This window comes from Sulfitobacter sp. HNIBRBA3233 (assembly GCF_040149665.1).
GTDB lineage: Bacteria > Pseudomonadota > Alphaproteobacteria > Rhodobacterales > Rhodobacteraceae > Sulfitobacter > Sulfitobacter marinivivus.
Window position 1 is genome coordinate 2,246,284 of record NZ_JBEFLP010000001.1, and the last position, 19,742, is coordinate 2,266,025.

The 19,742-nt window shown below is 62.8% G+C and carries 16 protein-coding genes and 1 tRNA gene; 1 reads left to right on the plus strand and 16 read right to left on the minus strand.

The features are described from left to right. The 3 genes from ABMC89_RS11050 to ABMC89_RS11060 form a co-directional block, all read right to left on the minus strand. The gene (locus ABMC89_RS11050) at nucleotides 1-1,434 is read right to left on the minus strand and encodes an NAD(P)-dependent oxidoreductase (RefSeq protein ID WP_349567984.1); all 1,434 of its coding nucleotides are present in this window, start codon (nucleotides 1,432-1,434) and stop codon (nucleotides 1-3) included. A 158-nt stretch (nucleotides 1,435-1,592) separates the two neighbouring features. Then, on the minus strand, nucleotides 1,593-2,399 hold the full coding sequence (locus ABMC89_RS11055) for an undecaprenyl-diphosphate phosphatase (RefSeq protein WP_349568602.1): 807 nt from the start codon (nucleotides 2,397-2,399) through the stop codon (nucleotides 1,593-1,595). Next, a complete protein-coding gene (locus tag ABMC89_RS11060; RefSeq protein WP_349567985.1) occupies nucleotides 2,396-3,379 on the minus strand; it encodes a complex I NDUFA9 subunit family protein in 984 nt (327 codons plus the stop codon). The genes ABMC89_RS11055 and ABMC89_RS11060 overlap by 4 nt, the downstream gene beginning before the upstream one ends. Before the next feature lie 165 nt (nucleotides 3,380-3,544). On the opposite strand from ABMC89_RS11060, the gene ABMC89_RS11065 reads away from it, so the two are divergent. Beyond that, nucleotides 3,545-3,630 (plus strand) — tRNA-Leu (locus ABMC89_RS11065). Nucleotides 3,631-3,716: 86 nt separating this feature from the next. Here the strand turns inward: ABMC89_RS11065 and ABMC89_RS11070 are convergent. The 13 genes from ABMC89_RS11070 to ABMC89_RS11130 form a co-directional block, all read right to left on the minus strand. After that, complete coding sequence (locus tag ABMC89_RS11070) at nucleotides 3,717-5,291, minus strand: gamma-glutamyltransferase (RefSeq protein ID WP_349567986.1); 1,575 nt, start codon at nucleotides 5,289-5,291, stop codon at nucleotides 3,717-3,719. A 17-nt stretch (nucleotides 5,292-5,308) separates the two neighbouring features. Then, nucleotides 5,309-6,544 carry an MFS transporter gene (locus tag ABMC89_RS11075; RefSeq protein WP_349567987.1) on the minus strand — a complete coding sequence of 412 codons (1,236 nt, stop codon included), beginning with the start codon at nucleotides 6,542-6,544 and terminating at the stop codon, nucleotides 5,309-5,311. Then, a complete protein-coding gene (locus ABMC89_RS11080) occupies nucleotides 6,545-7,288 on the minus strand; it encodes an SDR family NAD(P)-dependent oxidoreductase (protein WP_349567988.1) in 744 nt (247 codons plus the stop codon). Further along, nucleotides 7,285-8,298, minus strand: coding sequence for an ABC transporter ATP-binding protein (locus tag ABMC89_RS11085; RefSeq protein ID WP_349567989.1), 1,014 nt, complete (start codon nucleotides 8,296-8,298; stop codon nucleotides 7,285-7,287). Before ABMC89_RS11085 ends, ABMC89_RS11080 begins: the two co-directional genes overlap by 4 nt. Beyond that, nucleotides 8,295-9,347 carry an ABC transporter ATP-binding protein gene (locus ABMC89_RS11090; protein ID WP_349567990.1) on the minus strand — a complete coding sequence of 351 codons (1,053 nt, stop codon included), beginning with the start codon at nucleotides 9,345-9,347 and terminating at the stop codon, nucleotides 8,295-8,297. Before ABMC89_RS11090 ends, ABMC89_RS11085 begins: the two co-directional genes overlap by 4 nt. After that, nucleotides 9,344-10,186, minus strand: coding sequence for an ABC transporter permease (locus tag ABMC89_RS11095; RefSeq protein ID WP_349567991.1), 843 nt, complete (start codon nucleotides 10,184-10,186; stop codon nucleotides 9,344-9,346). The genes ABMC89_RS11090 and ABMC89_RS11095 overlap by 4 nt, the downstream gene beginning before the upstream one ends. Further along, nucleotides 10,183-11,187: an ABC transporter permease gene (locus ABMC89_RS11100; RefSeq protein ID WP_349567992.1), complete on the minus strand. Its 1,005-nt coding sequence runs from the start codon at nucleotides 11,185-11,187 to the stop codon at nucleotides 10,183-10,185. Before ABMC89_RS11100 ends, ABMC89_RS11095 begins: the two co-directional genes overlap by 4 nt. Nucleotides 11,188-11,259: 72 nt before the next feature. Then, a complete protein-coding gene (locus ABMC89_RS11105) occupies nucleotides 11,260-12,819 on the minus strand; it encodes an ABC transporter substrate-binding protein (protein WP_349567993.1) in 1,560 nt (519 codons plus the stop codon). A 102-nt stretch (nucleotides 12,820-12,921) separates the two neighbouring features. Next, entirely contained in the window at nucleotides 12,922-13,812 is an 891-nt protein-coding gene (locus ABMC89_RS11110; RefSeq protein ID WP_349567994.1) for a polysaccharide deacetylase family protein, read from the minus strand. An 11-nt stretch (nucleotides 13,813-13,823) separates the two neighbouring features. Then, the gene (locus tag ABMC89_RS11115) at nucleotides 13,824-14,576 is read right to left on the minus strand and encodes an SDR family NAD(P)-dependent oxidoreductase (RefSeq protein ID WP_349567995.1); all 753 of its coding nucleotides are present in this window, start codon (nucleotides 14,574-14,576) and stop codon (nucleotides 13,824-13,826) included. Continuing rightward, nucleotides 14,573-16,585, minus strand: a complete 2,013-nt coding sequence (locus tag ABMC89_RS11120; protein WP_349567996.1) for a hydantoinase B/oxoprolinase family protein — start codon at nucleotides 16,583-16,585, stop codon at nucleotides 14,573-14,575. The genes ABMC89_RS11115 and ABMC89_RS11120 overlap by 4 nt, the downstream gene beginning before the upstream one ends. Next, on the minus strand, nucleotides 16,575-18,632 hold the full coding sequence (locus ABMC89_RS11125; RefSeq protein WP_349567997.1) for a hydantoinase/oxoprolinase family protein: 2,058 nt from the start codon (nucleotides 18,630-18,632) through the stop codon (nucleotides 16,575-16,577). The genes ABMC89_RS11120 and ABMC89_RS11125 overlap by 11 nt, the downstream gene beginning before the upstream one ends. Continuing rightward, the gene (locus tag ABMC89_RS11130; protein WP_349567998.1) at nucleotides 18,632-19,438 is read right to left on the minus strand and encodes an IclR family transcriptional regulator; all 807 of its coding nucleotides are present in this window, start codon (nucleotides 19,436-19,438) and stop codon (nucleotides 18,632-18,634) included. Before ABMC89_RS11130 ends, ABMC89_RS11125 begins: the two co-directional genes overlap by 1 nt. Nucleotides 19,439-19,742: the final 304 nt, after the last annotated feature.

Sequence of the window (19,742 nt, forward strand, 5' to 3'; positions counted from 1 at the left end):
TTACTCCGCAGCGATGGCCGATTTTGCGCTGAAGCTTTCAAGGATCGCTTCTGCGCAATCGCGCCCGTCCTTGATCGCCCAGACCACCAGCGAGGCGCCGCGCACGATGTCACCCACCGCATAGACGCCATCGGCTTCGGTCTTGCCGGTGATATAGTCCGCCTTCACGGTTCCCCAGCGGTTGACCGGCAGATCGGGGCAGTCCCAAAGGGTCGGCAGGTCTTCGGGTTCGAACCCGAGCGCCATGATGACCAGGTCGGCTTCCTCTACATAATCCGATCCTTCGATCAGTTCGGGCGCCTGACGGCCGGTCGCATCCGGTGGCCCGAGCCGCATACGCTGCGCCATCACGCCACTGACCGGATCGCCCGAGAAGCCCTTTGGCGCTGTCAGCCATTCGAAGATCACGCCTTCTTCCTCGGCGTTCTGAACTTCCCGCTGCGAGCCGGGCATGTTTGCCCGGTCACGACGGTAAAGACATTTGACCGATTCAGCACCCTGCCGGATCGAGGTGCGCACGCAGTCCATGGCGGTATCGCCCCCACCGATCACCACAACGCGCTTTCCGTGGGCATTCAGGCTGCCGTCGGTGAATTCCGGCACATCGTCGCCGAAGCTTTTCTTGTTACTGACGGTCAGGAAATCGATCGCCTTGACCAGACCCGGCACGCCCACGCCGGGTGCCTGCAAATCGCGGCTCTTGTAGACGCCCGTCGCGATGATGACCGCATCGTGCTTTGCACGGATGTCCGCGAAAGAGATGTCCACTCCGACGTTGCAGTTCAGTTCGAACTTCACGCCGCCCTTTTCCAGCTGGTCGTTGCGGCGCATCACGACATCTTTTTCCAGCTTGAAGCCGGGAATGCCGTAGGTCAGCAAACCACCCGCGCGGTCGTAGCGGTCATAGACAGTTACCTGTACACCGGCACGCCGCAAGAAATCGGCGGCAGCCAATCCACCGGGGCCCGCGCCAATGATGCCAACGCTTTCGGAGCGTTCGGCGTCCGGAACGATGGGCTGGACCCAGCCTTCTTCCCACGCGGTGTCGGTGATGTATTTTTCGACGGAGCCGATTGTCACTGTGCCATGGCCCGATTGCTCGATCACGCAGTTGCCTTCGCACAGGCGATCCTGCGGGCAAATCCGGCCGCAAATCTCGGGGAAGGTATTGGTGGCCTGACTGACTTCGTAGGCTTCCTGCAAACGCCCTTCCGCAGTCAGGCGCAGCCAGTCGGGGATGTTGTTATGCAACGGGCAATGCGTCTGGCAGTAGGGAACGCCACACTGGCTACAGCGGCTGGACTGCTCCTTGGCCTTTGCTTCTGCATATTCTGCATAGATTTCGTTGAAATCCTCGCGGCGTGCGTCTGCGCTGCGCTTTTCGGGCATGTCCCGTTCAACGCTGGTGAATTTCAACATCGGTTGCTTTGCCATATGGATCGCGTCCTTATTTCAGCCGGAAGCCACCCAATATCCCAAGACCTTTACAAATAAAAGGCAGTAGTACTGACCTATATAGCAGTTTATTTTCGCCGCACCGCAGAAAGTAGCCCCTAAATCGCGATATTTAAATCCGATTCGGACCTAATGTTTCAAAAGCCACTGATAAGAAACGCTAATGCAACGACACCCACAAAAATCCGCCACCACCCAAAAAGTGCGTACCCGTGACGGCTGACATAGCCCAAAAGCCATTTCACCACGAAAACCGCACTGACAAAGGCCATGGCAAAGCCCACTGCGATCTCTCCCATGGCCGACACATCCAGCACGTCGCGATTCTTGAACAGGTCATAGGCGAATGCCCCCGCCATCGTCGGCATCGACAGAAAGAACGAAAACTCCGCCGCGGCCCGCTTGCTGGCGCCGAGCATCAGCGCGCCAACGATCGTCGCCCCGGACCGCGACACGCCCGGCACCATGGCGAGACACTGGATGAACCCGATCTTGATCGCCATCGGCAGCGGCAGGCGCATCGCGTCCTCGTGAATGGGTTCGGGCGCGATCCGGTCGACGAAAACCAGCACGATGCCCCCGAGGATCAGCATCACGGCAATCAGCATCGGCGTTTCGAACAGGACTGTCTTGATGAAATCATGCGCCAGCACCCCGATCACAACCGCGGGCAGAAAGGCGACCAGAACGGACAGGATGAACCGCCGGGCCTGCGGATCATGCGGTGCAGCCGCAAACACCGAAACCAGCCTTTGCGCGTAGATCGTCAGGATCGCCAGCACCGCGCCCAGCTGGATCACAACCTCAAAGGTCTTGCCCGCACTGTCGAAACCCAGAAAATGACCGGCAAGCAGGATGTGACCCGTAGACGATACGGGGATGAATTCCGTCAACCCTTCGAGCAATCCCAGAAGAGCCGCGACCAGTGTCGTATTTTCCATCAGCTGGAACGCAGGTTTCGCGCCGATTCCTTGATCGCATCGTATTGGCCCGAGGGGCGGAACCGCCACAGGTATTCCGGCAGGACGGACGCCATCGCCACAGGCTTGATCCCCAGCGCGTCAAAGCCTTGCGCACCTTCTGCGACGACATTGTCCCGGCGCAGGTTGCGCACCTGATCGCGGGTGATGAAGCCATTGCGCACCAGTCCGAACGTAACGGCCTGAAGCATGTCGAACCCGAAGGCCATGACGCGCGCGGCCCAGAACGGGATGTTCAGCACCAACCGGCGCCGCCGGATCACATCAAGCATCTGCACCATCAACTGCCGGAAAGACATGACCGCCGGTCCGCCCAGTTCAAAGACGCCCGAGGCATCGCCTGTCACGCCCTTCACCGCCGCGCGCGCGACATCATCCACATACACCGGCTGGAACAGCGTTTTTGCCCCGACCACCGGCAGCACGGGCGACACACGCGTCATTCCTGCAAAACGGTTGAAGAATTCGTCCTCCGGGCCGAACACGATAGAGGGCCGCAGGATCATCGCGTCGGGCTGGTGCTTCAGAACGCCCGCCTCTCCCTCGGCCTTGGTGCGCGCGTAGTCGCTGTCGCTGTCCATATCCGCGCCGATGGCGGAGACGTGCACCATGCGCGTGATCCCCTGCTCGGCCGCGATCCGCGCAATCCGCTCCGGCCCTTCGGCCTGTACGGCGTCAAAGGTATTGCGCCCGTTGGGCGCAAGAATACCGACGCAGTTCACGACGGCATCCGCTCCATGCATGACAGCGGCCACCGATGCATCGTCGCGGATGTTGCACAAGACAGGCTCCACCTGCCCGACAACGCCGTAGGGTTTTACAAAAATAGCCTCGTTCGGGCGCCGCACGGCCACGCGCACGCGCCATCCGGCCTTTGCCATCCGCCGTGCAATATAGCGTCCGACAAACCCCGATCCGCCGTAGATCGTCACCAGTTGCGACATGTTGCGTCCTCCGTCGGTTTTCCGGGTCGGGTGTACTCCTGCCACGCCCTCCGGACAAGTCTCAAAACAGAGGCGAGGCCGCGCGATAAAAGAACTTCGCTTTCGTGCCGGAAATTGAATTGACACGCCCGGATTCGCGCCTTAGACGCTGCCGTTACAAGGTGTGCCCAGGTGGCGGAATGGTAGACGCGCTAGCTTCAGGTGCTAGTACTGGCAACGGTGTGGAGGTTCGAGTCCTCTCCTGGGCACCAAATTTTCCGGAATAGAAACGGTCGGGTAGACAGAAGACTGTCGCGGCACTTCTATGTGCTCTCAACGCGCGTCACCCTGCCGGCATTCACACATCTTCTTCGGCGATCGCGTCGCCCCATGGTGTCATGATTTCGGTCGCGCCGCAGTTGCGGTTGCCCTCGCGCATTACGCCGGCCGGTACGGCGAAAGCATAGGGATGGACCGTTCTTTTGGCGGTTTTCACCGACATCTGTGATCCGAGCGCGGCGAGCACCGGCGCGGGCAGGGTTTCGTCAGCAGTCACTGTGCCCGACCCGCTGGCATCAATGCGGGCGGTGTGAATCGCGGCGTCCAGATCCATCGCGAAATCGGTCATGAAGCTGACCAGATTCGCGACCGCCGGCATGATCTTGCGCCCGCCGGAGGCCCCGATGGCAAAGCGGCGGCCATGGGCCTCTGCTATTGTCGGGCAGACATTCATGAGGCACCGCTTGCCCGGCGCGAGCGAGTTTGGTTTGCCGGGCTCGGGGTCGAACCACATGATACCATTGTTCATCAACATCCCCGTTTGCGGCGAGAGCACGTGGCTCCCGAACATCGACAGGAGTGTCTGGGTGACGTTCACCATATTCCCGTGCCTGTCCACGATCGAGAACGTGGTGGTGCAACCGGGTGCCTGTTCGCTCTCGCCGGTATCGCCCGAATGCGCGAGCCGGTAGGCGTAGGCCTCCGTCAGCGCGGTCGCCAAGGCCGCGTAGCTGACACCATCGGGCGCGTCACCGGGTGTGAACGCGGTTTCCATCTGTTGCAGACAGCGCACCAGATCGGCACCCGCCGACAGCCCCGAAGGTGCGTGGACCGTCGCGTCCCTGTATCTGACCGTGCGCGTGGGTTCGGCAGTGGCGCGGTAGCTCGCCAAATCATCGAGCGACAGGCTCCCGCCCTTCGCCTGCATGTCCGCCACGATCCGGCGCGCGATGTCACCCTCGTAGAAATCGCGCGGGCCTGCTTCGGCCAGCCGCCGCAGGGTGCGCGCATGTGCCGACTGGTCGAGCCGCGCGTCCGATTGCGCCGTCCAGCCCGCAATATTTGGCCACTGCCCGTCGACAAGAAACAGCTCCGCCGCATCGGCATCCTGCGCCAGCTGGCGCGTTGCCGAGGCGATGAGAAGCGACGCGTACCAGTCGACCAGCATCCCTTCGTCCGCCAACGCAATCGCGGGCGCCAGCAGGTCCGACCATGCCATCGTTCCGTATCGCGCGTGGGCGAGTTCCATCCCGGCGACCGTTCCCGGCACCGCAACGGCGGTTGCGCCGTAGATGTTGCGATCCCCCTGCACGCGGGTCCACGGGAAGAGATCACCGGCACGGCCAGCAGGGTCGAGCGGATAATCCGCGGGGTCGAGGGCCTGCGGCGCCGACATTCCGAACTCGATGGTCTCGGCGCGCGCTTCGTCCGCGCGCCAGAGGGTCATCATGCCCCCGCCCATCGGTCCCGACATCCATGGCTCGACCACTCCGACGGCAAAAGACGTGGCGATAGCGGCATCCATCGCATCGCCGCCCTGCGCCAGAACCCGCGCGCCCACCTCCGCGGCCTTGCGGTGCTGAGAGGCAACGACGCCGCCCTCGGTCCAGATGACATCCTTGGTGATGCGCTGGGTGGTCGAGAAATTGCTCATGTTTCGTGTCCTTTGCTTCAGCTGGCGCCAGCGCGCCCTTGGGTTGGGGTCAGGATGATGACGATGCCTGTCAGGGCCGGCACCAGACCCGCAAGGATCAGGCCGGTAGCGTAGCCTTCGGTTCTTTCGAAAATGAACTGGAAAACCAGCGGGAAGAAAACGTAGCCCGAGAACAGCACGAATGTCCCGGCTGCTGTCACGGCACCGACGCGGCCCTTTGGTGCGGCCTCTGCCAGCCCGGTCAGCAACACACCGTTCCACGAGACCGTTCCCAGACCGGCCAGAACCGAAAGCGCCGCGACCCACCAGACCGCGCTGTCGGGCCCGATCGTCGCCAGCAGCGCCATGCAGCCCCCCGACATCAGGCACAGCCCGCCCAGTGCGCGCATCGGATCGCCCAGCCAGTCCGACACCCACCCCATCGCCACGCGCCCGCCGATACCAGTGCCCTGCAACAGCGCAAAAGCCGCACCAGCGGCAGCGAGGGAATAGCCTGCGTGATCCGACAGGAAGACCGGAAAGAATCCCATCACCACGCTCTGCGATGCACCGAGCGCGAACCCCGCAAGTGTAAGCCGCCGCAAACGGGAGCTGCGAAACAGCGTTCCCACCATCAGGATCGGCGCCATCATCACATCGCGCAGCGACGTGTTGGCCCGCACCGGCGCGTCATCGACGCGGCCTTTCCAGACGCCCAGCACCAGCACCGCCAGAAACGCAAGCACCGCCACACTTACCAGCGCGGCCCCCACCCCTCCCGCATGAAGCGCGATCAGCGGCAGCAAAAGCCCCGCGACCGCCCCGCCCAGCGGGACGCCAGCCTGCTTGATCGAAAAGATCGTCCCGCGACGGCGCTGCGGCACCACCCGCATCAAAAGCTCGCTGCCCGCCGTCGTGCCGGGGCCGTAACCGATCCCGATCACCAGCGCCGCGAACAGCATCAGATGCCACTGCCCGCTGATGCACAGCAAGAGAGACACCCCCACAACCGCGCAGCCCACTCGCAACTGCTGCACGGACGTGAGCCGCGCCAGAACCGTCGGCCCCCAGAGGAAAAACAGCATCGAACCGAGGCTCGACGCCGAGGAAAACTGCCCCACAGCTTCGGGTGACATGCCCGCCGACTGGGTCAGCGGCATGCCAAGCACAGGCAGCGCGCGCGAGGCGGCGGCAAGGACGGCCTGCACCAGAGTGACGGCCAGAACCACTGGCCCCCACCGGATCGCAGGTTGCCCGAGCGCGGTATCAGCCACTCAGGTCACCCATTGGAATCCGTCCACGGCAATATCCTGTCCGGTGATAAAGCAGGGCTCAGAGAGCGCCAGAAAGGCAACCAGCTGTGCGACGTCCGCAGGCGTTCCCGTGCGGCCAAGGGAGATCCCGCGCACCAGTTCGTCCTTGCGCGCGCGGATCATATCGTTCGAGCGTTCGGTTTCGATCACGCCGGGACAGATCGCGTTGACATAGATGTGCGGCGACAACTCCTTGGCCAATGCCCGCGTCATACCCAAAAGCCCCGCTTTGGCAGTCGTATAAGCAAAGCGCGATACCGCGCTTGTCACCCCGCCCGTATAGGCGTTGAGCGACGACATCATCACGATGCGCCCCGCCTCGCGCGCCAACATCCCCGGTACGACGGCATGGGTCCAGTTGAAGGCCCCTTTCAGGTTGATGTCGATTGTCCGGTCAAAGGATGCTTCGGTAATTTCCGCGATCCCGTTGGTGTTGGAGGCCCCGGCGTTATTCACAAGCACGTCGATGCCACCGGTAGTGGCAATCACATCCGCCACGACATCATGGGCGCGGGCGAAATCGGCGACATCGGCCTCATACGTCCAGCAGCGGCGGCCGATCTGTTCGATCTCGGCCTTGGTATTGGCCAGATCGTCGGGGATAAGATCGGCCAGAACGATGTCGCAGCCCTGACGGGCCAGTTCATGGGCACACCCGCGACCGATGCCGCGACCGCCCCCTGTGATGATCGCTGTCTTCGTCATGTGCTTGCCTTTTCGGTCGGGACCGGGGGCGAAACCTGCCCGGCGAAGTGACAGGCCGCGCGCTGTGTGCCGACCTCTATTTCCGGTGGATCCTGCTCGCGGCAGAGCGGTTGAACATGCGGGCAGCGGCCTTGAAACCGGCAACCGGGGGGCAGATGCGCCGCATCGGCGGGCTCGCCTTCCAGCCAGAAATTCTCGGTCACGCGGGCCCCGTTGATCACCGGAATCGCGGCCAGCAACGACTGCGTGTAGGGATGCTTGGGATCGTTCATGATCGCCTCGGCGGGGCCGATTTCGACGATACGGCCAAGATACATCACCGCGATCCGGTGGCACATCATCCGCACAACCGACAGGTCGTGCGACACGAAAATATAGGTCAGGTCGAACTCGTCGCGCAGATCGGAAAACAACTTCAGGACGGTTGCCTGCACCGACACATCCAGCCCCGCCGTGGGCTCATCGAGGATGATGACCTCGGGGTTCAGCATCAGGATACGGGCCAGCCCGACCCGCCGCTGCTGGCCGCCCGAAATCTCGTGGGGGAAAAGATCCGCGTGTCCCGCAGGCAAGCCAACGGCGGTCAGGATTTCGGTGACTTTCTGAAGCCGTTCCTTGCGCGGAAGATCGGCGTGTATGATCAACGGCTCTTCGAGGGATTTGCCGATTTTCCAACGCGGATCAAGCGACGCACCGGGATCCTGATAGGCGTATTGCAACCGGCGCCGCAGGGCGCGCGCCTCTTTCGGAGTGCGACCGGCAACCTCCTTGCCGTCCAGCAGGATCGACCCCGAACTGGGCTTCTGGATGCCCATGAGCGTTTTGCCCAACGTCGACTTGCCGCATCCTGATTCACCCACCAGCCCCAGAATTTCTCCGTCCTCGAGGTCGAAGGACACCCCGTCAAGGGCGCGGATCTCGCCTTCCTTGCGGCCAAAGGCACCGCGGATCGGAAAACGCACCGTCAGGTCGGTGACAGTCAGAACAGGGTCTTTGCCACTGGCGGTCATGGGCGGGCCTCCTTCAAATCTGGCTGCTCGGCATCTTCGAGCGGGTGGAAACACCGCACCACGTGGCCGGGGCCAACGGGATCGGGCGCGGGCCGGTCCTTGCAGGCCTCGGTCGCGCGGCTGCACCGTGTCTGGAACCGGCACCCCTGCGGTGGCGCATAGAAGCTAGGCAACTCACCGGGAATACCTGTCATCCCGCCACCCCCGTCGGGCCGCGAGGCCAGCAGTTTCGCGGTGTAGGGATGCGAGGGGCGGTTGAAGAATTCGGCCACCGGCGCAGATTCCACATCCTGCCCCGCGTACATCACGGTGATGCGGTCACAAATCTCGTAGGCGGAGCCAAGATCATGTGTCGTCATCAGGACCGCAACGCCGTGATCGTTCGCAAGCCGCCGCAGCAGCATCAGGATCTGCGCCTGAATGGTCACATCCAGCGCGGTGGTCGGTTCGTCCGCGATAATCAGATCGGGTTCGGGCAACAGGGCCATCGCGATCATCAGACGCTGGCGCTGGCCGCCGGATACCTCGTGCGGGTATTTCTTCAGCAACTGGTCCGCCCGCGGCAATTGCACCTGCGCCAGCATTTCCATCACCCTCTCGCGGTCCGCGCGGCGGCGCTTGCGCGGATAACGCGTCAGCATCGCGGGCATCCGGCTCTCGTCCGGTGCGCGGCGCGGGGATTTCCATTTCATCAACTCGTCGATCTGCTGGCCGATGGTGAACACCGGGTTCAGCGAGGTGAAGGGATCTTGGGGAATGAATGTCACGCGCCGGCCCCTGATCGCCTCTTGCGCCGTGGCCTGATCGGCCGAGATCATGTCCGTCCCCGCAAAATCGATCTCTCCGCCCAGCACCTCCAGCGCCGTGCGCGGCAACACGCCCAGGATCGCGTTGGCGAGCGTGGATTTACCGCAGCCGGATTCTCCGACAAGGCCGACAACCTCGCCGCGGTTGATCGTCATGTTGGCACCGTCGAGGATATGGGCAAACCCGCCATCCCCGTGAAAACCAAGCGAGATGTCGCGGACCGAAAGGAGTGCGTCACTCATTTGCTGCCCTTTCGCAATTTGGGGTCGAGGATATCGCGCAGACCGTCCCCCAGAAGGTTGAAGCCCATCACCACCAGAAAGATCGCAAAGCCCGGTGCGGCGGCGTACCACCACGCCTCAGGCAGGAATTCGCGGGCTTCCGAGATCGTACGCCCCCATTCGGGTGTGGGCGGCGGCGCGCCCAGACCGAGAAACCCCAATGCCGCAGCTGTCAGGATGGTCGTGCCCATGCCGATGGATGTCCGCACAATGATCGCCGAGGCGGTGTTGGGCAGGATATGCAGCAGCATGATCCGCATGTCGGAGGCGCCCAGCGCCTGCGCCGCCTCGACGAAGGTCTGGTTTTTCAGTGAATTCGTCTCGGCGTAGACCAGTCGCGCCCAGAACGGCCAATAGGTCAGCGACAGTGCTAGGATCACGTTTTCGACCGAAGGGCCGAGCGTCTGCGCAATGGCGATGGCCAGCACGATCTGAGGCACCGCCAGAAACACATCGGAGGTCCGCATCAGAAACCCGCCCGAAAAGCCGCCGTAGTACCCCGCGATCAGGCCGATGGGCACGCCGATGGCGACCGACACGCCAACCGCGATGAAGGCGATCGTAATGGTAATCCGGGCGCCGAAGAGAATGCGCGAAAACACGTCCGATCCCATGCGGTCGGTGCCGAAGGGGTGATCCCACGATGGCGGCTGCAACCGCTGGTCGAGGTGAAAGGCGTTCACGTCGTCGGGGTAAGGGGCGAGCCAGGGTGCGAGGATCGCGATCAGGATCAGCCCGAGGATGATCGCCGCACCCAAGGTGGCCGCGCGATCCGACAAAAGGCGGTTCAGGGCGGTCATTTCAGCGTCCTCGGATCGATGAAGGTATGGGTAATATCGACCAGCAGGTTCACCCCGATGAAGACGACGCCGACGATGACCGAGAAGCCGAGGATCGCCTTGGTGTCGGATTGCAGGATCGACTGCACCGCGTAGGTGCCGAGACCGGGCCAGTCGAATACCGCCTCGACCACCACGGCACCGGCAAAGAGCGCACCGAAGATCAGGCCGATCTGCGTGACCGTCGAAATCAGCGCGTTGCGCAGCACGTACTTCCAGATGATCAGCGGCATCGGGATGCCCATGGCCCGCTCATAGAGAACGAAGTTCGAGTTGATCACTTCCAGCACACCCGCGCGGGTAAAACGCACCAGTGTCGCCGCAGCGGGCAACGCCAGCGTGATGGACGGCAGCAGAAGGTGGTGCAGCGAGTCCCAGAGCGACTCCCAGTCGCGGTTCAATATGGAATCGATGATATAGAAGCCGGTTATCGGTTCCGGCCCCCAACCGCTGACGCGCCCGTTCAGCGGCGTCCATCCCAGCTTGGTCGAGAAATACATCTGCAGCTCCATCGCCAGCCAGAAGCTCGCGATGGCAAGACCCGAAACCGAAAGTAATCGCAGAACCTGATCGACCATCGAATTTCGTTTCACGGCCGAGATCACCCCAAGCGGGACCCCCAGCCCGACAGCAATCACCATGGCGGCCATGGTCAGCTCCAGCGTTGCGGGCAGACGGCGCAGCAAATCCTGCGAGATTTCCCGTTGGGTATAGAGGCTCTTGCCCATGTCGCCGGTTGCCAGCCCGGACAGGTAACGTCCGAACTGCACGTAAAGCGGCTGGTCCAGCCCCATCTCGGCGCGAAGCGCCTGCACCTGGACCTCGGTCGCGTTCTCTCCGGCGATGATCCGCGCCGGATCGGTCGGGATCACGTTCGAAATGAAGAAGGCCACGAACACCAGTCCGAAAAGCGTCGGGATGAACCAGATCAGCCGCGACACGATGATTTCCAGTCTGCGCATGGGGATTGTCCGCCTGTTAATCGAAAGAGGGGCCGCAGGCGCGGGGTACGCCTGCGGCTGGTTTAGGCTGCTTCAGTCCTCGAGATAGGCCCAGCGCATGTCCTGACCGTTGCCGACAGGGCAAAAGCGGATGTTCTTCACGTTGCTGGCGTAGGGGCCGTACCACTTGGTGTTGTAGATCCAGATGCCCGCGGCATCGTTGTAGACCTGCGTGGTCGCTTCCTTGTATAGCGCATCCCGCTCCGCCTGATCCGTGATCACCAATGCCTTTTCGAGCATCTGGTCGACCTCGTCGTTGTGGTAGTCACTGACGTTGCGGGTCGGCGCATAGCGCGATCCGTACTGCTCTCCGATCCAGTTGTTGGGATCGGCGTAGTAGGTCGATTTCCAGTAGGGCACCATGTCGGGCATCGTGTCGGGGTTCTGCATGTTCGACGAAATCACCGGCCATGGCGAAGCCTCGATCTCGCTTTCGATACCCAGTTGCGACAGGCTGTTCTGCATCAGCGCGGCGGTCTGCTCGGTCTCGGCAAACCCTGCGAGGGCGCCGATCTTGAGCGTGCGGATTTCATCGCCATGCTCGGCCTTGTAGGCGTCGAGGTATTCGCGCGCCTTGTCGAGATCATAGTCGTATCCCGGAACATCGGGTGCGCCCCAGAGGTTCCCCGGCACGATCGTCGGGTTGCGGGCCACGGTGCCTTGCATGATGTCGTTGATATAACCGTCGTAGTCGAAGGCATGTGTCATCGCCAGGCGGAAGTTCCTGTCGTCCAGCGGCGCGCGGCCGTTGTGCATGGCGATGTGGTAAACGCGCATGGATTCCTCTTCGAGGATCTGAACGTTCTCGTCTTCGCGCAGGCGGTTGACCTGATCGGGCGCAAGATAGCCGTCCAGCCCCTGATAATCGCCCCGCATCAGACCCTGAATCCGGGTGTTGGTCTCGACCACGGTGCGGAATTCGATCTCGTCAAAGTACTTCTCGCCCCAGCCCGCGAAATGCTCGGCAAAGCGTTCGCCGACGAACCCGCGCGCGGGATCGTACCGCTTGAGCATGTAGGAACCGGAACCGGCGACATTGTCGTTCAGGAATGCCTGTCCCATGTCATCGTCGGTCGTATTCTCCTCGACCAGTTTGGAGTTCACAACGAGGATATCCGGCACCAGCGCCGCGAAGATCGCCGACGGCTCCTTGAGCGTGAAAGCCACGGTCGTGTCATCCAGCGCCTTGGTCTGGCCGGGGTCGATCATCGGCAGGAACAGCGACCCGGCACCACGTTTCAGCGCCAGCATCCGTTCGAAGGAATAGACGACATCCTGCGCGGTCAGCGGTGCGCCGTCGTGAAAGGTCACATCGTCGCGCAGGTTGAACGTCCAGGTCAGGCCGTCTTCGGATACGGTGTGATCCTTGGCAAGCCACGGGATCAGCTGCGGCGGGTTATCCACCCAGCGGTACAGCCCGTCGTAGAAATTCAGCCGGGACGCCACCCGCGCCACGTCGCGCACCGTGTGCGGATCAAGCGTATCGTAGGCAGAGTTGTTGGCATGGACATAGCGGTCCTGTGCGAATCCCGTCGCGGGCGCGGCGAATGCCAGTGCCACCGACGCGCAGAGGGCCAGAGTCGTTCTTTTCATCTTGTTCCCTTTCTGTTGGTTCGTTTCATTCTGCTTATTGGCCGCACCGGTCAGGCCGGGGCGGCAGGACGGGGGTATCCCCGTTTCGGGTGATCCACCGGATCACGCATTCTGTTTCACCCAGTCGACAATCTCGGCATGGGTCGCGAACCACACGTCGCCCTTGGTTTTCGCGTGGCGGATCACTTCGTCCAGAATCCAGATGCGCGAGCGATAGCCGATGACATGCGGATGCATTGTCAGCTGGAAAATCCCGCCTTCGTCGTAGGCGGCGTTGAATTCGCGCATGAAAATATCGAACACAGCCTCTGGCGGCGTGTAGGGCCGCAGGGCGGAAAAGCGGTTCATGTTGAAATAGACCGCGTCATCGCGGATCCATTCCACCGGCAATTCGACAACGCCCGTGTCCTCGCCATCCAGCAGCAGCTTGTGGCAGTCGACATCGGCCATCAGAGAACTGTCATAGACCAGCCCCATGTCGCGGGTGATCTCCAGCGTGCTGTCGCTGAAATCCCACGACGGGGTGCGGATGCCGACAGGGCGGGCGCCCGTGATCTTCTCCAGAGTGTCACAGGACCGCATTTGCAAATCGCGCTCGTCCGCCGGAGGCAGGACAGAGTTGCGTTCGTGGATCCAGCCGTGAATACCGACCTCGTTGCCTTCGGCCACGAACATCCGTGCCTCGTCGGGATAGAGCATGGCGATGACCGCCGGCACATAGAACGACGCCTTGACGTCGTGATCGCGCAGCACCTTCATGATGCGCGGAATGCCCTGACGGTTGCCATACTGGCCCCGGCTGAGCGCACCGATCGAGGTGCCCCCATCCCGCAATTCGTTGGAGTCGTGATCCACGTCGAACGACAGCGCAACCGCGCATCGCGCGCCACCCGGCCACGCAGCAGGTTTGAGCGTGTCGCCCGCCCGCACCCGGTTGACCTTGCCACGCCAGATCTCTTCGGGCCATTGCCAGGGTTCTTGTTCTTCGCTCACTGTGTCGCTCCTCATGGAAAGGGATGTCCCGATACGGGCAGAACCTGCCCCGTGATGTATCCGGCGCGATCCGACGCCAGAAATGCGCAAGCCGCCGAGATATCCTCGGCCTCGCCCAGCCGCCGCATGGCAATGCGGTCCAGCATCTGTTTTTGACCTGCCTCGCCATATCCCTCCCACTGGCGCTCGTAGTCGGGGGAGGTGCGCAGAAACCCGGGGGCGACGGAATTGACGGTGATCCCGAAGGGCCCCAACTCCAGCGCCATCTGACGGGTCAGACCGACCAGCCCGTGCTTGGCCGAGCAATAGGACTGGATCCCCGTCAGGCTGGGCTTGAGCCCCGCACCGGAGGAGATCGTCACGATGCGCCCCGATCCGCGCCGCTTCATGCCCGGGACAACGGCGCGCAGCAGGTTGACGGCGGACATGACATTGGCGTCATAGATCGCCATCCATTCATCCGTTGTCACCTCTTCGAGCGGCTTGGCCGCCTGACCGCGCACGCCGCCGGTCGCATTGACCAACACATCGGGTGCAAGACCGCCGAACCGCGCGAGCACCGCATCCGCGTCGCCCAGATCGACCGTTTCGGTGGACAGTCTTTCGGTATGCCGCGCCGCCAGCGCTGCCAGTTCGTCGGCCAAAATGTCGACCGCAATCACATGCGCGCCGGCGCTGTGGAATTCCTCGACAATCGCGGCACCGATACCGCGCGCGGCACCGGCGACCAGAACCCGCTGCCCGCTGAAATCGAACGCAATCATTCCGCCGCCTCCCTCAGGTCCATCGCGCGGGTCAGACCCGGCACACGCGCACGCACCGCATCGATGGCGGCCAGGACGTCCGATCCGTCCCCGCGGAGATCGGCCTGTGGCAACGCGGCGATGTGATCGAAAACAGCGCGCTTGACGAAATGCCGCCAGTGTACGGGCATTCCGGCCAGCGCCTGCGTCAGGGCCGCGTAATTCGCATCGGTCCAGATCGCCTCGAACGCGATGCGGCTGGCGTTGTAGCTGTAGGTCTGCGGCACGGGGGCGGTATGGGCGTCGCGCAGGGTCTGCGTCGCCTGCACATCGCAAACACCGGCTGCATCCACCACCACGCCGTAATCGCGCCGCGCAGCCTCGGCGCTGATGCTGCCGCGCAGAACGTCGCGTACCACCAGATCCGCGTCGCGCGTGAACGGATCACCCCAGCCGGCACCCCCTCCGGATGTCAGATTGAACACATCGCCGGGGCCGAGGTTGATGACATCGGTGTTGCCTAGATCGTGGCGGGTGCCGTCCGGCGAAATCTTGGTGAAATGCGAAGGCGCGCCGGGGTGCCCGCCCTGTCCGCCCCACGCGGCAAAGATCGTTCGGTCCCGGTTGCGCGCCGTGACGACCGTGTCGGGCGTGAATACCTCGACCTCCAGCACGGTCGACAGACCACCGCGCGCCAGTCCCGCACCGCCGCTGTCCTGCACCAGCCCGTAGCGGCGGAACTTGATCGGCACTTCGACCTCGTTGATCTCGACCGGTGTGTTCTTGAGAAAGCCGCTGTTGGCACCGGATCCGTCGGTCCCGTCGCCCAGCGCGGATCCCCCCGCGCCGCCGATCACCGGATCGATGGAGGCCATCGACAGCGTGCCCGTCCGTGCATCGAAGGTCTTGACGTTGACGATGCCGCCGCCGCCCGCCGCGCCAACGGGCAGACGGTCCGGTGCTGCGGCGTGAAACGCGCCCATCACGACACCCTGCAAACGCCCGCAGGTCAGCGACCGCATGCCCACCGCCGCCGGATACTGCGGATTCAGAATGCTTCCTTCGGGCGCGATGCAGGTTGCCGCCCGCAGGATCCCCCCGTTCAGCGGCACGGAGGGATCGAGCGTATAGAGGCAGTAGTTATACCCCACCATCATCAGGATATGGCGCGGGTTGCCCCCCGTCGGCATATTCAGTGCCGACTTCAGCTGCGGATCCGATCCCGTGAAGTCGAGCGTGACGGCATCGCCGCGGATCTGAAGGTTGAGTTCCAGACGGACTGGCACGCCGTCGGGGCCGTCCTCGTCCAGATAATCGACAAAGCGGAAATCGCCGTCCGGCAAATCCGAAATGACCGCGCGCGCACGGGTTTCGCCCATGTCGAGCAGATCCTCGATGCCGTTCTTGACGGTCTCGACGCCGAACTTGCGGATCATCTCGTGCACTTTCGCCTCGCCGGTGTTCACGGCGGCGATCTGGGCATTCATGTCGCCCCGGTTCTGTTCCGGCATCCGCACGTTCAACATCAGCGTGTCGATCAGCTGCTGGTTCACCACACCCCCCGAAACCAGCTTGGAGGGTTTGAAACGGATCCCTTCCTGATGCACTTCGGTGTTCGCGCGGGACAGCGACGCCGGAACGGCCCCGCCCATGTCGGTATTGTGTATGTGGCCCACGGCAAAGGCGATGATCTCGCCTTCCCAGAAGATCGGCTTCCAGATGTGCATGTCGGGCGTGTGGGTGCAGACGAAGCCTGAGTAGGGATCATTCGTGATGCAGATATCCCCTTCGGCGTAGCTATCGATCCCGTCGAGCGCACCTTTGTAATCCAGACCGATGAACCATGTCGCCCCAAGGTCGCGGGGGCTGGCAAAGGTCATCCCCGACGGCGTGACAAGGCCGGTCGTGAAATCCTCGGTCTCTTTGACAAATGTCGAATGGGCCGTGCGGAACAGCGTGTAGGCCATGCTTTCCGCTACCGCCTGCGCGTGGTTCTCTAGCATCTTGAGGGTGACTGGATCAGTGCGCATCGGATGTCTCCTCGGGCGTCAGGATCAGGTTACCGTGATTATCCACCCGACCGGCGAAGCCCGGCGGTACGATGGTCGTGGTGTCGTCCTGCGCGATGACACAAGGGCTGGTGAACCGCGCCCCCGGTGTCAGATCCTTGCGGCGCAGCAGTTGCACTTCGCGCAGCGCCCCGTCGAGCCACGCGGTCATCGTCTGCTCTGCCGTGACATCATGCGGCGTCGAAGGAGCGCTTGGCAGGGTCGGTTTGGCCGAATTACCGGTCACTACAAGGTTGATCGCGATGATCTGGATCGCCGCATCGGGATCCGCGTGGCCGTAAAGGCGCCGGTGCTCGGCGTGGAACGCTTCGGCGACCGAGGCCACATCGTTGGCCGCCAGCGCGCCCGCATCTATCGCCACGTCGATTTCGAAACTCTGGCCGCGATAGCGCATTTCACCCGAGGCCTGATAGGCCGGCACGCCGTCAAAACCCTGCTCGTCGACGATCCAGTGGCGCGCGCGCGCTGTCAGATCGGCAATCGTGCGCGTCATCTGCGGAATGTTTTCCGCCTCCAGAGTGTAGAAGGCAGGCGCGGTGAAATCACTGCGGATGTCTGCCGTCAGCCCCCCCAACGCAGACAGCACACCGGGCGAGGGCGGGACGATCACATCCTTCATGCCAAGTTCCCGCGCGAGGAGGCAGGCCATCATCGGACCCCCGCCCCCGAAGGCCAGCAGGCTGAAATCCTGAACGTCGATCCCGCGACGCGAGCAGAGCTTGGAAACTTCGCGGAACATACCGGAAATCGCGATACCGATGATGCCTTCGGCGGTCTCCTCAAGCGATCTGCCCATCCGGTCGGCAAGGGGCCGTATGACCTCTTTCGCGCGGTCGCGGTCGACCGACACCATGCCATAGCCAAGCACCCCACCGTCGAGAAGACCCAGTGTCACGAAGGCATCCGTAATCGTAGCTTCCGTACCGCCATTGCCATAGGCGGCGGGACCGGGAACAGACCCGGCGCTGTCAGGTCCGACGGTCAACAGGCCCCCCTTGTCGACGCGCGCGATGGATCCCCCGCCCTCCCCGATCGAGGTGACCGATACGGTCGGCACGAAGATCGGGAAATCGCCGACGGTCTCGTTCACACCGTAGCCGGGCTGGCCATCCAGAATGATCGCCACATCGGCGGATGTGCCTCCGATATCGAGGCTCAGTACCTTGTCGGCCTCAATCGCCCGCGCGACAAAAGCCGCACCCATCACCCCCGCAGCCGTTCCCGATAGCAGCATCTCGACGCAGGCGGTCTTGCCGCTTTCGACGGACATGATGCCGCCGTTGGATTTGGTAATCATCGGATCCGGCGTCACGCCAATGTCCCGAAGTGCGCGTTGCAGGGCGTCCAGATAGTAGGACACGCGCGGCTGGACATAGCCGTGGATCACTGCGGTCGACGTCCGCTCGTATTCGCGGATGATCGGGCGCACGTCATGCGACGTGAATACCTTCAGTTCCGGCGCAAGCGCGCGGATCAGATCACGCGCGGCGTATTCATGGGCCGGGTTGCGGTAGCCGTGCAGGAACGACAGCACAACGCCCTGCGCACCCCGCGCCTCGGCGCGGGCGACGGCGTCCTTCACGCTCTCGGGATCCAGCGGTGTATCTATGCTGCCATCGGCCATGATCCGTTCGCGGACACCGAACACCATGTCACGCGTCACCAGCGGTTCAGGCCGCGCTGACAACAGGTGGTAAGGATCGGGCATCTTCAGCCGCGCAAGCTCCAGCACATCGCTGAAATGCTCGGTCGTGAAGAGCGCAAGACGTATGCCCTTGCGCATGATGATGGCGTTGATCCCGACCGTGGTGCCGTGGGTGAAATGCGAAATGTCGGAAGGCGTGATGCCAAAGCGGTCTTCTAGCGCCTTCAGCCCGTCGAGCACCTCCTGCCCCGGACGGTCGGGGGTGGTCAGCACCTTGACGCTGGCCATCGTACCGGCGGTTTCGTCGAACGCGCAAAAATCGGCGAAGGTGCCACCGATATCCATGCCGACCCGATAGCCCATTAGGCAACTCCTTCTGGCGTCGAGGTTTCATCCAGACCGGAGGCGATATCCCTGTAGCCCAGTCGCGCGCTGATCTCTGCCGCGCATTCAAGGACGGCGGCGCGCATCCTGTCGCGCTGAATTTCGAACCGCGAGGTCACTGTCGCGAGGTCGACAACGGCGACGACATCACCGTTCTGGCCGCGGATCGGGGCCGCGATACCGGCACCGCCCTGCGCGTATTGGTCGATGATTACGCCGTAGCCATCGCGCCGGATCTGGTCCAGCTCGGCGCGGACGGCCTCTTCGGTGGTGGGAGTTGTCGGGCTGAACGGCTTCAATTCGGTCTTGGTGAAATAGTCGTCGACGATCTGGGGATCCTGATAGGCGAGCAAGACCCGCCCCATGACTGTCGCGTATCCCGGCAGCACAGAATCGTCGGAGGTGTCATAGCGGATGTGTTGTGTGCTGACCGCCTTGCAGACCAGCCGCGCGTCCTGCTGCGCGGTGCGCACGCAGACAAAAACCGTTTCGTTGATACGATCACGAAGCGCTTCGATGATCGGAAGCGCCACCGGGCGCAGAATGGATTCAAACCCGCCGACCCAGCCAAACCCCTGCCGAAAGGCATCGACGAGCTCGTAGCGGTCGTCCGCTGTCTTCACCACATAGCCGCGTGAGACCAGCGTGGACAAAAGACCGAAAGCGCTGCTTTTCGGCAGGTCCAGCGATCCGGTCACCTGATTAAGCTTTACAGGTGTCGTCTGGCCCGAAAGCCACTCGAGAAGCTCCAGCACGCGCGCTGCGGATTTGACTTGATTGTTCATATATGTGAACCCTATTCACCTATGTGATCAGTGAAGGGCAGCGGACGGCGGTCTGTCAACGGATTTCTTGACCCAAGGTCAGGCTCGGGCGCTTCCGCTGCACCGCTATCGCGGCGCGACCCTTTGCGGGCAACACGGGCTGTGCGTCCCCTCAGGAAAAGGGAGCGGAAGTCGCAACAAACTGATTTTGAATATCTAATCCCGGCACGGCCGCGGCAGATACGGCGCCCGTGCTGCGTGCCCCACCGGGTGCGACGCCGGACCGGCAAGGCCGCAACCCAGGCGACCAAATTTCGCGCAATTC

Bases quoted from the DNA above. Each gene is read 5' to 3' on its own strand.
- ABMC89_RS11090 (WP_349567990.1), bottom strand. From the start codon at position 9,347: ATGAGTGACGCACTCCTTTCGGTCCGCGACATCTCGCTTGGTTTTCAC.
- ABMC89_RS11060 (WP_349567985.1), bottom strand. From the start codon at position 3,379: ATGTCGCAACTGGTGACGATCTACGGCGGATCGGGGTTTGTCGGACGC.
- ABMC89_RS11080 (WP_349567988.1), bottom strand. From the start codon at position 7,288: ATGACGAAGACAGCGATCATCACAGGGGGCGGTCGCGGCATCGGTCGC.
- ABMC89_RS11070 (WP_349567986.1), bottom strand. From the start codon at position 5,291: ATGAGCAATTTCTCGACCACCCAGCGCATCACCAAGGATGTCATCTGG.
- ABMC89_RS11095 (WP_349567991.1), bottom strand. From the start codon at position 10,186: ATGACCGCCCTGAACCGCCTTTTGTCGGATCGCGCGGCCACCTTGGGT.
- ABMC89_RS11105 (WP_349567993.1), bottom strand. From the start codon at position 12,819: ATGAAAAGAACGACTCTGGCCCTCTGCGCGTCGGTGGCACTGGCATTC.
- ABMC89_RS11085 (WP_349567989.1), bottom strand. From the start codon at position 8,298: ATGACCGCCAGTGGCAAAGACCCTGTTCTGACTGTCACCGACCTGACG.
- ABMC89_RS11100 (WP_349567992.1), bottom strand. From the start codon at position 11,187: ATGCGCAGACTGGAAATCATCGTGTCGCGGCTGATCTGGTTCATCCCG.
- ABMC89_RS11125 (WP_349567997.1), bottom strand. From the start codon at position 18,632: ATGGGCTATCGGGTCGGCATGGATATCGGTGGCACCTTCGCCGATTTT.
- ABMC89_RS11130 (WP_349567998.1), bottom strand. From the start codon at position 19,438: ATGAACAATCAAGTCAAATCCGCAGCGCGCGTGCTGGAGCTTCTCGAG.
- ABMC89_RS11050 (WP_349567984.1), bottom strand. From the start codon at position 1,434: ATGGCAAAGCAACCGATGTTGAAATTCACCAGCGTTGAACGGGACATG.
- ABMC89_RS11120 (WP_349567996.1), bottom strand. From the start codon at position 16,585: ATGCGCACTGATCCAGTCACCCTCAAGATGCTAGAGAACCACGCGCAG.
- ABMC89_RS11115 (WP_349567995.1), bottom strand. From the start codon at position 14,576: ATGATTGCGTTCGATTTCAGCGGGCAGCGGGTTCTGGTCGCCGGTGCC.